Source organism: Bradyrhizobium sp. AT1 (assembly GCF_001590795.1).
In the GTDB taxonomy this organism is placed as follows: Bacteria; Pseudomonadota; Alphaproteobacteria; order Rhizobiales; family Xanthobacteraceae; genus Bradyrhizobium.
Window position 1 is genome coordinate 5,760,177 of sequence record NZ_JXDL01000001.1, and the last position, 9,248, is coordinate 5,769,424.

The 9,248-nt window shown below is 64.8% G+C and carries 11 protein-coding genes and 1 tRNA gene; 8 read left to right on the forward strand and 4 right to left on the reverse strand.

The genetic code is table 11. From position 1 onward, the window contains the following. Window positions 1-75 precede the first annotated feature (75 nt). A complete protein-coding gene (locus SE92_RS26685) occupies window positions 76-1,083 on the reverse strand; it encodes an LLM class flavin-dependent oxidoreductase (RefSeq protein ID WP_063200120.1) in 1,008 nt (335 codons plus the stop codon). A gap of 275 nt (window positions 1,084-1,358) precedes the next feature. Here SE92_RS26685 and SE92_RS26690 point away from each other — a divergent pair, with 275 nt between their 5' ends. The 3 genes from SE92_RS26690 to SE92_RS26700 all read left to right on the forward strand — a co-directional run bounded on the left by SE92_RS26690 (window position 1,359) and on the right by SE92_RS26700 (window position 3,112). After that, on the forward strand, window positions 1,359-1,862 hold the full coding sequence (locus SE92_RS26690; RefSeq protein WP_063200123.1) for a peptidase associated/transthyretin-like domain-containing protein: 504 nt from the start codon (window positions 1,359-1,361) through the stop codon (window positions 1,860-1,862). A gap of 12 nt (window positions 1,863-1,874) precedes the next feature. After that, window positions 1,875-2,504: a ferric reductase-like transmembrane domain-containing protein gene (locus SE92_RS26695; RefSeq protein ID WP_063200125.1), complete on the forward strand. Its 630-nt coding sequence runs from the start codon at window positions 1,875-1,877 to the stop codon at window positions 2,502-2,504. 128 nt (window positions 2,505-2,632) lie between these two features. Then, a complete protein-coding gene (locus SE92_RS26700) occupies window positions 2,633-3,112 on the forward strand; it encodes a Crp/Fnr family transcriptional regulator (protein ID WP_063200128.1) in 480 nt (159 codons plus the stop codon). Between the two features lie 152 nt (window positions 3,113-3,264). On the opposite strand, the gene SE92_RS36110 is transcribed toward SE92_RS26700, so the two are convergent. The 3 genes from SE92_RS36110 to SE92_RS26710 form a co-directional block, all read right to left on the reverse strand. Then, window positions 3,265-3,444 (reverse strand): hypothetical protein, encoded by a 180-nt coding sequence (locus tag SE92_RS36110; protein WP_157095692.1) that lies wholly within the window; start codon window positions 3,442-3,444, stop codon window positions 3,265-3,267. A 738-nt stretch (window positions 3,445-4,182) separates the two neighbouring features. Further along, complete coding sequence (locus SE92_RS26705) at window positions 4,183-4,533, reverse strand: RidA family protein (protein WP_084251979.1); 351 nt, start codon at window positions 4,531-4,533, stop codon at window positions 4,183-4,185. 93 nt (window positions 4,534-4,626) lie between these two features. Then, a tRNA-Thr gene (locus SE92_RS26710) sits at window positions 4,627-4,701 on the reverse strand. A 316-nt stretch (window positions 4,702-5,017) separates the two neighbouring features. Here SE92_RS26710 and SE92_RS26715 point away from each other — a divergent pair. The 5 genes from SE92_RS26715 (at window position 5,018) to SE92_RS26735 (ending at window position 9,129) form a co-directional block, all read left to right on the forward strand. Then, window positions 5,018-5,206: a hypothetical protein gene (locus SE92_RS26715; RefSeq protein ID WP_063200131.1), complete on the forward strand. Its 189-nt coding sequence runs from the start codon at window positions 5,018-5,020 to the stop codon at window positions 5,204-5,206. Window positions 5,207-5,225: 19 nt separating this feature from the next. After that, window positions 5,226-6,938, forward strand: a complete 1,713-nt coding sequence (locus tag SE92_RS26720; RefSeq protein ID WP_198172792.1) for an FAD-dependent oxidoreductase — start codon at window positions 5,226-5,228, stop codon at window positions 6,936-6,938. Between the two features lie 125 nt (window positions 6,939-7,063). Then, window positions 7,064-7,372, forward strand: a complete 309-nt coding sequence (locus tag SE92_RS26725) for an EthD family reductase (protein WP_063200138.1) — start codon at window positions 7,064-7,066, stop codon at window positions 7,370-7,372. A gap of 294 nt (window positions 7,373-7,666) precedes the next feature. Beyond that, window positions 7,667-8,176, forward strand: a complete 510-nt coding sequence (locus SE92_RS26730) for a hypothetical protein (protein ID WP_063200141.1) — start codon at window positions 7,667-7,669, stop codon at window positions 8,174-8,176. Window positions 8,177-8,304: 128 nt separating this feature from the next. Then, entirely contained in the window at window positions 8,305-9,129 is an 825-nt protein-coding gene (locus SE92_RS26735) for an alpha/beta fold hydrolase (RefSeq protein ID WP_063200144.1), read from the forward strand. Window positions 9,130-9,248: the final 119 nt, after the last annotated feature.

Here is a 9,248-nt window from a genome sequence, read left to right on the forward strand (position 1 = left end):
GAGGCACCCTCTCCCCAACCCTCCCCCGCGAGCGGGGGAGGGAGCGCACCTTCATCGACGCAACATCGGGCCTTCTCACACCACCGGCTGCACCCCCAACCTCTCCCGCACCTCGGCCGCGATCTCGAACGAGCGCAGCCGGGCGGCGTGATCGTAGATCTGCCCCGTCGTCATCAATTCGTCCGCGCCGGTCTCGGCGATCAGCGCCCTCAGCTTCTCTTCCACCACGGCCGGCGAGCCCACCGCGGAGACGGACAGCGACTGCCCCACCATCGCCTTCTCGGCCGGCGACCACAGCGCGTCCATGTCGTCGACCGGCGGCGGCAGCGGGCCTGGCGTGCCGCGGCGCAGATTGATGAATTGCTGCTGCAGCGAGGAGAACATGCGCCGCGCCGCTTCGTCGGTATCCGCCGCGAACACGTTGACGCCGATCATCGCATAGGGCTTGTCGAGCTGCGCCGATGGCTCGAAACGCGCACGATATTCGCGCAGCGCCGGCATCATCATCTGCGGCGCGAAATGCGAGGCGAAGGCGAACGGCAGGCCAAGCATCGCGGCGAGCTGCGCGCCAAACGTGCTCGATCCCAAAATCCACAGCGGCACTTTGGTCCCCATGCCGGGCACGGCGCGGATCGCCTGGTTCGGTTGCACGTCGCCGAGCAGCGCCTGCAGCTCCAGCACGTCTTGCGGAAAATTCTCGGACGAGCTGGCAAGGTCGCGCCGCAGCGCCCGTGCGGTGAACTGGTCGGTGCCGGGCGCGCGGCCGAGCCCGAGATCGATCCGCCCCGGATACAGCGAGTCCAGCGTGCCGAACTGCTCGGCGATGACCAGCGGCGAGTGGTTCGGCAGCATGATGCCGCCGGAGCCGACGCGGATGGTTGTCGTGCCACCGGCGATGTGGCCGATCACCACCGACGTCGCCGCGCTCGCGATCCCCGTCATGTTGTGGTGCTCGGCGAGCCAGAACCGCTTGAAGCCCCAGCCTTCCGCATGCTGCGCCAGATCGAGCGAATTTCGGAACGCCTGTGAGGCGTTGGAGCCCTGGCAAATCGGCGCGAGGTCGAGCACGGAGAACGGGATCATGGGGGAGGTCCGGCGGGAGGAGGCTGTGTGACCACATGTAGTGTCGGCGCGGAGGATGGGTAGAGCACTTGCGAACCCCATTCTGCTCGTCATCAGGCAAGGCCTTGATGGGTTTCGCGCCGCGTGACGCATCCTCCATAGCTGTTCGGGTGGCTCGCGCCTCCGTTCACAACACTGTTATTGCGACCTTAGGCGCCCTTCGTCGCAACTGGGCGTTTTGCGCCTGTTGTTGTAGCCTGCGGCAGCAGCCCCACGGTTGCGAGGAGGAACCGGACATGACCGAGGTCGTATTCAACCGCCGAAGCCTGCTCGCTGCGGGCGGCTCCGTCCTCGCAACCGGCGTCTTGGTATCGGGCGTCCCCGGCCTGCTGCTGCCGGCCCGCGCCGACGGCCTTGCGCCGACCGAAACGATGTCGGGCGGCGCGAATAACTACCGCAAGGGCGCGGCGATCGTGGACCGCATCGGCAAGGGCGGCTTCTGGATGAGCGGCACCGTGCGCCGTGCCGGCGACGGCGCGCCGCTCGCCGGCCAGCGCATCCAGATCTGGGCGCACACGGTCGAAGGCCAGGAGCACGAGCCGCAGAGCCACGGCGCCACGCTCACCGACAAGGACGGTAAGTTCCGGCTGGAGATGCCGCAGATTATTCCGATCTTCGGCCAGCCGCACGGCCACCTCGCCTATGACAGTGGTGAGTTCAAGACGGTGTTCCTGCGGCCGGTGATGCGCAGCGCCAAGGAAACCAGTCTCGAGGCGCATTTCGTGCTGCAGCCGGCCTAACCGGGCCGGCGGATGATGAGGTGGAGATCGCCGCGGGTGATCCTGATCTGGATCGCCCTTGCCGTGGCCATCGGCGTGCCGATCGCGCTTGCGGCAACGAGCGAGCAACTGGCATGGCGCGGTCCGCTCTACATCCTCGCCGGATTTGCCGGCATCGTTGCGCTCGGCCTGGTGCTGGTGCAGCCGCTGCTGATCGGCGGCTATCTGGCGCCGCTGTCGGCCTATCGCGGGCGGCGGGCCCACCACTGGATCGGTGGCGCGCTGGTGCTGGCCGTGGCGATCCACGTCGCCGGCCTCTGGATCACCAGCCCGCCCGACATGATCGACGCCCTGACCTACACCTCGCCGACGCCGTTCTCTCCTTTCGGCGTCACCGCGATGTGGGCCATCTTCATTGTCGCGCTGCTGGCGTCCCTGCGCCGTCGCTTCGAGCTGCGCCCGCGCACCTGGCGCTTCATTCACATGCCGCTGGCGCTCGTCATCGTCGCCGGCAGCGTGGTCCATTGTCTTTTGATCGAGGGCACGATGGAGACGATCTCGAAAGCGGCGCTGTGCGTGCTGGTCGTCGCGGCGACCGCAAAGGTCATGATTGATCTGCAGGTCTGGCGAAAGCGACGGACGCTGCGCGGGGACAGCCCGTAGCCCGGATGGAGCGCAAGCGTAATCCGGGAAGGCTGTACCCGCGGCTGACAGCCCCGGATTGCGCTGCGCTCCATCCGGGCTACGTCGCTCAACTTGTCGCTGCTGGCGACCGGGCGTAACCTCGCTCCATGACCGTCACTGCCGCCGATCTGAAAACGTTCCTGCTCGCGACGCCGTTCTTCGGCGGCCTTTCCGACGGAAGCCTCGATCTCCTGACGTCGATGCTGGCCGAGCGCCGTTTCGAGGCCAACGAGACCGTCGTGGCGGAAGGCGAGCCGGGACGTTCGATGTTCATCGTCAAGTCCGGCCGCCTCGCGGTGAGCAAGCGGGCGAATGCGGGAAGCGCCATCACGATTTCCGTTCTGCAGCCCGGTGATTTCTTCGGCGAGATGACGCTGATCGAAATGCAGAACCGCTCCGCCACGGTGGTCGCAGAGGCCCCGACGGTGCTGTACGAGCTCACCGCGAAGAATCTCTACGCCTGCTACAAGTCCGACATCCACGCCTACGTGATCGTCCTGCAGAACATCAACCGCGAACTGTGCCGAAGGCTAAGGCGCGCGGACGAGCGGTTTGCGAGGCACGCGGCGGATAACGACAATCGATGATGCGTAGGATGGGTAGAGCGCAGCGAAACCCATCGCTTCTCGTCGCGCCGCACGACTTGATGGGTTTCGCTGCGCTCTACCCATCCTACGAACTGCGCGCGACGGCACACGAGCCGCTCGCACCCATCCCGCGGGCCGGCGACCCGATCCGGCTACAGCAACGCCATCGAGTGCAGCGAGTTTCGGTGAAAGCCGAAGGCGACGATGCCGGAGAGAAGCAACGCAGTCCCAATCACGATCAGGCAAAACGCAAGCACTATCGAAGCCCCTGGTTCATCATCCACGGCCAAGACGATAATAGATAGAATTTTACCGACAATCGAAAGGAACAATTAACCTTACCTGCGCCGCGCCACCGCGGCCCGTCGGGCAAAACACCCAAACCCGTCAAGCCCCTGCCGCAAAAATATTCCACTTTACCGAAATTCGGTTTTGGCGTATGTGTCGTCCACCCCGGCTCACTGAAGAGGGGCGATCTCGAGGTCGTCTTGATCGCGAGCCGGGCTTGCGGTGGACGCGGCAGCGTCGGCACGAGATGGGGCGGGCAGGGCGGGTAGTCCCTGTGAGCCTGAACCCCGCGTGCGGACGACGGCGCTGCTAGGCTTCGTCTCGTCTGTAAGTTTCCGGCTTCGTCGACAGGGCCGGGAATACTGCGGGTGAAATGGCGGGCCGTGCGTACGGCAAAACCGTGTGGTCCTGGCCGTCGTTGCTACGGTCAAGCCGGATCGAAGATGTGCGCGAGCCCAACCGGGTGGACGGCATCATCCAATTCGAACGGCGAGGGAGGCCAAAGGAAAGTTCGGCTCCCGGGAGAGCACGGCATAAGCCGTCCGACCATCGCGGGAAGGCCGAGTGATCGGCGTCACCTGTATGCTGCTGTGCGGTTCTTCCTGCGTGTGCATTTCGCGCAGCGGACCGCGGGTGCCTGTCGGCACCCGGCCTTCCCTGCGCCCTCTTCACAGAAGAGGGTCAAGGAAACGAGCAAAACTCGGGCGCTTCAAGCCGCGAGAACGCTGCGCCATGTGTGGATATCAGAATGACGGAGTGTTCGCGCTCGCCGCTGTCGCCCATCAGCGACGGGCGGCGGTCGCCGTCAGCTCCAGCCTGACGCCCTTGCCGAGATCAGCAACGCCGACGGCGGCGCGCGCGGGCAGATGGTCCGCGGTGAAATAGCGCTTCCATACCTCGTTGAACGACGCCTTGTCGGAAAGATCGGCCATGAAGATGGTCACCTGCAGGACGCAGGAGAGATCGGAGCCGGCGCCCTCGAGCAAGGTCTTCAACTGTCGCAGCACGTCGTCGGCCTGGCCGGCCATGTCGAGCCCCGCATCTTCAGGGACGATGCCGCCGAGATAGAGCACGCCGTTATGCTCGACGATCTCGTGGAGCAGTCCTTCATAGGGCAGGGAACGTTTGATCACGATGGCATCCGTGCAGGTTGCAGGCTCGCTGGCCAGTCGCAAGGCCTGTTTCAAAAAGAAGGCTTGCTTGAGCTCGCTTCAATCGGGGGAGAATGGTGCTGCCAGACAGGATTGAACTGTCGACCTCTCCATTACCAATGGAGTGCTCTACCACTGAGCTACGGCAGCATGTGCTGGTGAAGAATCGGGCGCCCGAGGGGCCTACCAAGCGGGCCGATATCTGCCACAAGCCCCCCTCCTGTGCAAGCTCGCTTGGCCCGTCAGAGCGAGAAAATCGGGCCGATATCGGGGCCAAATTGGTCGGTTTCGCTCGAAACCGCCGTCGTTCCGCCGATTCGCACTCGGCTCATCCCCGGCCAACTGGTCAGGTGGCCAAGGGCGCGGATTCGGTCCATTTCGACTTTCGCACGATCGGATCGCGCGGGACCTCTTGAGCTGCCGCATTCTCTGGGCAAGTTATCGCGATGGTAGTATCGGACCCGCAATGACCGACGAGAACGACAAGAGCACGAGACAGGCGAAGTCGTCCCGCGACGAGCGCCTGAAATCGGCGCTGCGCGAAAACCTCAAGCGGCGGAAGCTGCAAGCGCGCGAACGCGCCACAAGCGCGGAGCCCTCGCAGAACGAAGATGGTTCCCTAAATGAGGGGACCGCCGGCAAGGCCGGCAGCTGAGACATTGGAACGAGCGAGAATGACAATGGGGCAGAACGGACAGCAGCCAACCGGCGGTGAGGCGCTGATGTCGCGCTTCACGCGCCCCGAGCAGACCTTTCCGACGCTGACGCCGGCCGAGATCGAACGGATCAGGCACTTCGGCGAGGTCCGCAATTACGCCGACGGCGAGTTCCTGTTCGAGACCGGCAAGCCGGGGCCCGGCATGTTCGTGGTGCTGAAGGGTCATGTCGCCATCACCCAGCGCGACGGGCTCGGTCATGTCACGCCTGTCATCGACCAGGGGCCTGGGCAATTTCTGGCCGAGCTCAGCCAGCTCTCCGGGCAGCCGGCGCTGGTCGACGGCCGCGCCGAGGGCGATGTCGAAACACTGCTGCTGCCGCCGGACCGGTTGCGCGCACTGCTGGTCGCCGAGGCCGAGCTCGGCGAGCGCATCATGCGCGCGCTGATCCTGCGCCGGGTCAATCTGCTCCAGGGCGGCATCGGCGGTCCGGTGCTGATCGGACCGTCGAACTCCGCCGGCGTGGTGCGGTTGCAGGGCTTCCTTACCCGCAACGGCCAGCCGCATCATCTGCTCGATCCCGCGCGCGATCGCGACGCCGCAGAGGTGATCGCGCGCTATTCGCCGAAGCCGGAAGACTGGCCGCTGGTCGTCGCCGCGAGCGGCGCGGTGCTGCGCAATCCCAACGAGACCGAGCTGGCGCGCGCCATCGGCATGATCGGCGGGGCCAAGGACGGCCGCATCTACGACGTGGCGGTCGTCGGCTGTGGACCGGCCGGGCTCGCCACCGCCGTGTACGCGGCGTCCGAAGGATTGTCCGTCGCCGTGCTCGACATCCGCGCCTTCGGCGGCCAGGCCGGCGCCTCCGCGCGCATCGAGAATTATCTGGGCTTTCCGACCGGCATCTCCGGCCAGGCGCTGACCGCACGCGCTTTCACCCAGGCCCAGAAATTCGGCGCCGACATCATGATTCCGGTCACGGTGAAATCGCTCGATTGCACGCGCAAGGACGGCGCGTTTGCGGTGTCGCTCGACGGCTGCGATCCCTTGCGCTCGCGTGCGGTGGTGGTCGCGAGCGGCGCGCGCTATCGCCGGCCTGACATCGCGAACCTCGACAAATTCGAGGGACGCGGCGTCTGGTACTGGGCCTCGCCGGTGGAGGCACGGCTGTGCGCGGGCGAGGAGGTGGCTCTGGTCGGTGCCGGCAATTCGGCCGGCCAGGCGGCCGTGTTCCTGTCGGGGCATGCCAAGAAGGTGCTGATGATCATCCGCGGCGGCGGCTTAGGAGCAAGCATGTCGCGCTATCTCATCGAGCGCATCGAAGCGACGCCGAACATCGAATTGATGTTCAACACCGAAATCAGTGCGCTCGAGGGTGACGAGGCCGCGCTGCTGCGGCGCATCCGCTGGAAGAGCCGGCTGTCCGATGACGAGGATTCTGCCGACATCCGCAATCTGTTCCTGTTCGTCGGTGCCGATCCCGCCACCTCCTGGCTGGACGGCTGCGGCGTGACGCTCGATCGCGGCGGCTTCGTCGTCACGGGCGCGCAGTCCGAGCAGAACCAGGGCCGGCTGGTGGCGCCGCTGGAGACCTCGGTGCCCGGCGTCTATGCCGTCGGCGACGTCCGCTCCGGCTCGGTCAAGCGCGTCGGCGGCGCCATCGGCGAGGGCGCCCAGGTCGTGGCCTCCCTGCACGGCTATCTCGGCGACGCCGCAAAACCGGCGCTATAATCAAGGACAAGACAATCGAATGGCAAGTCGAATGTGGCTTGCCATCTTGCCGTGTCCCACGGACTATCCGGTCGTCGCGAAGCCAATCGCGCGTGGAAGAACAAAGATTCAAAAGGGAGGACTAAATGGCCGAACTCGTCGTGCTCTACAAGACGCCCAAGGACGCTGCCGCCTTCGACAAGCATTATGCCGAGACCCACATTCCGCTCGCCAAGAAGCTTCCCGGCTTGAAGAAGTACGCGGTCAGCACGGGCGCGGTCGGCTCCCCCGCGGGACCGTCGGGAGTTCATCTCGTCGCCATTCTCACCTTCGACAGCGTGGGCGACATCCAGAAAGCCTTCGGCAGTGAAGCAGGCAAGGCGGCCGCGGGTGACGTGCCGAAATTTGCGAGCGGCGGTGCCGATCTCCTGATCTTCGACACCAAGGAAGTGTGAGACACGATTCGACTTTCGTCGAAACCTGAGAGCTCGTAGCCCGGATGGAGCGCAGCGCAATCCGGGACAGCGCCATCCACACGCGAGAACCCCGGATTACGCTGCGCTCCATCCGGGCACAAACAACAGCCTGCTGTCGTTTGTGCCAGCGGTGCAAAAAATTCAGCCATGCGTTTGTCGAATCGCACGTTGACGCATGGCTGCGCACGTGCCTGTGACGTCAACGCAGGTGGCAATCCCATGAGGGCCGTAATACTACTCTCCTGAATCTAATTGCAGAGCAGGAGAGATGTCATGGTGCTTGGCTTGAGCCTGCCCGCCTTCACGATGGTCCATGTCATCATCAGCCTGATCGCCATCGCCGCCGGCCTCGTCGTGATGTTCGGCCTGCTCGGCTCGAAGTCGATGCCGGGACTGACCGCGATTTTCCTTTTGTTCACGATCCTGACCAGCGCTACCGGCTTCCTGTTTCCGTTCGAGAAGCTGCTGCCGTCGCACATCATCGGCATCATCTCGCTGGTGCTGCTCGCGATCGCCTGCGTGGCGCTGTACGGCATGAAGCTCAAAGGGGTCTGGCGTCCGGTCTATGTCGTGACCGCGATGATCTCGCTCTATTTCAACGTCTTCGTGCTGGTGATCCAGTCGTTCCTTAAAGTTCCGGCGCTCGCCGCGCTGGCTCCGGCCGTGGCGCCCGCGCCGCCGTCGGGACCGGTGTTCGCGGTGGTGCAGGGCATCGTGCTGGTGTTTTTCGTCGTGCTCACCGTCGGCGCCTGGCGTCGTTTCAAGCCGATGGCGTTTGCCTGATCACACGATTCTCAACATCCCGGTTGATGCAAGGCGTCGCATTCGGGATCTCGCGCGACTATCTGCGCAACGTCGGTGCGTGCCTGTTCACGCGCAACGCAATTGAACTTCATTGAAAGAGAGCGATCATGCCCATCATCACCACCAAGGACGGCGTCGAGATCTTCTACAAGGATTGGGGCAGCGGACAGCCGATCGTGTTCAGCCATGGCTGGCCGCTGTCGTCCGACGACTGGGACGCCCAGATGATTTTCTTCGTCAACAACGGCTACCGCGTCGTCGCCCATGACCGCCGCGGCCATGGCCGCTCGTCGCAGGTCGCTGACGGTCACGACATGGATCATTACGCCGACGATCTCGCGGCCGTCACCGCGCATCTCGACCTCAAGAACGCCATCCATGTCGGCCATTCCACCGGCGGCGGCGAGGTCGTGCACTACATCGCGCGCCACGGCGAGAGCCAGGTGGCAAAGGCCGCGATCCTCTCCGCGGTGCCGCCGCTTATGGTGCAGACGGCAGCCAATCCCGGCGGCCTGCCGAAGAGCGTGTTCGACGATCTGCAGAAGCAGCTCGCCGCCAGCCGCACGCAATTCTATCGCGATCTCCCCACCGGCCCGTTCTACGGCTACAACCGTCCCGGCGCAAAGCCGTCGGAAGCGGTGATCCAGAACTGGTGGCGCCAGGGCATGATGGGCGGCGCGAAAGCGCATTACGACGGCATCGTCGCGTTCTCGCAGACCGACTTCACCGAGGACCTCAAGAAGATCAACGTGCCCGTGCTGGTGATGCACGGCGACGACGACCAAATCGTGCCTTACGCCGATTCCGCTCCGCTCTCGGCCAAGCTGCTGAAGAAGGGCACCCTGAAGACCTACAAGGGCTTCCCGCACGGCATGCCGACCACGCATGCCGAGACCATCAACGCGGACCTGCTGGCGTTCTTCAGGGAGTGAGGGACGAACTCGGCGTGCGCCTTCCTTCTCCCCTTGTGGGATAAGGTGGCGCGAAGCGCCGGATGAGGGGTACCTCTCCGCGAGTCCAAAATCACAGAGGTTGGCTCGCGGAGACAGAC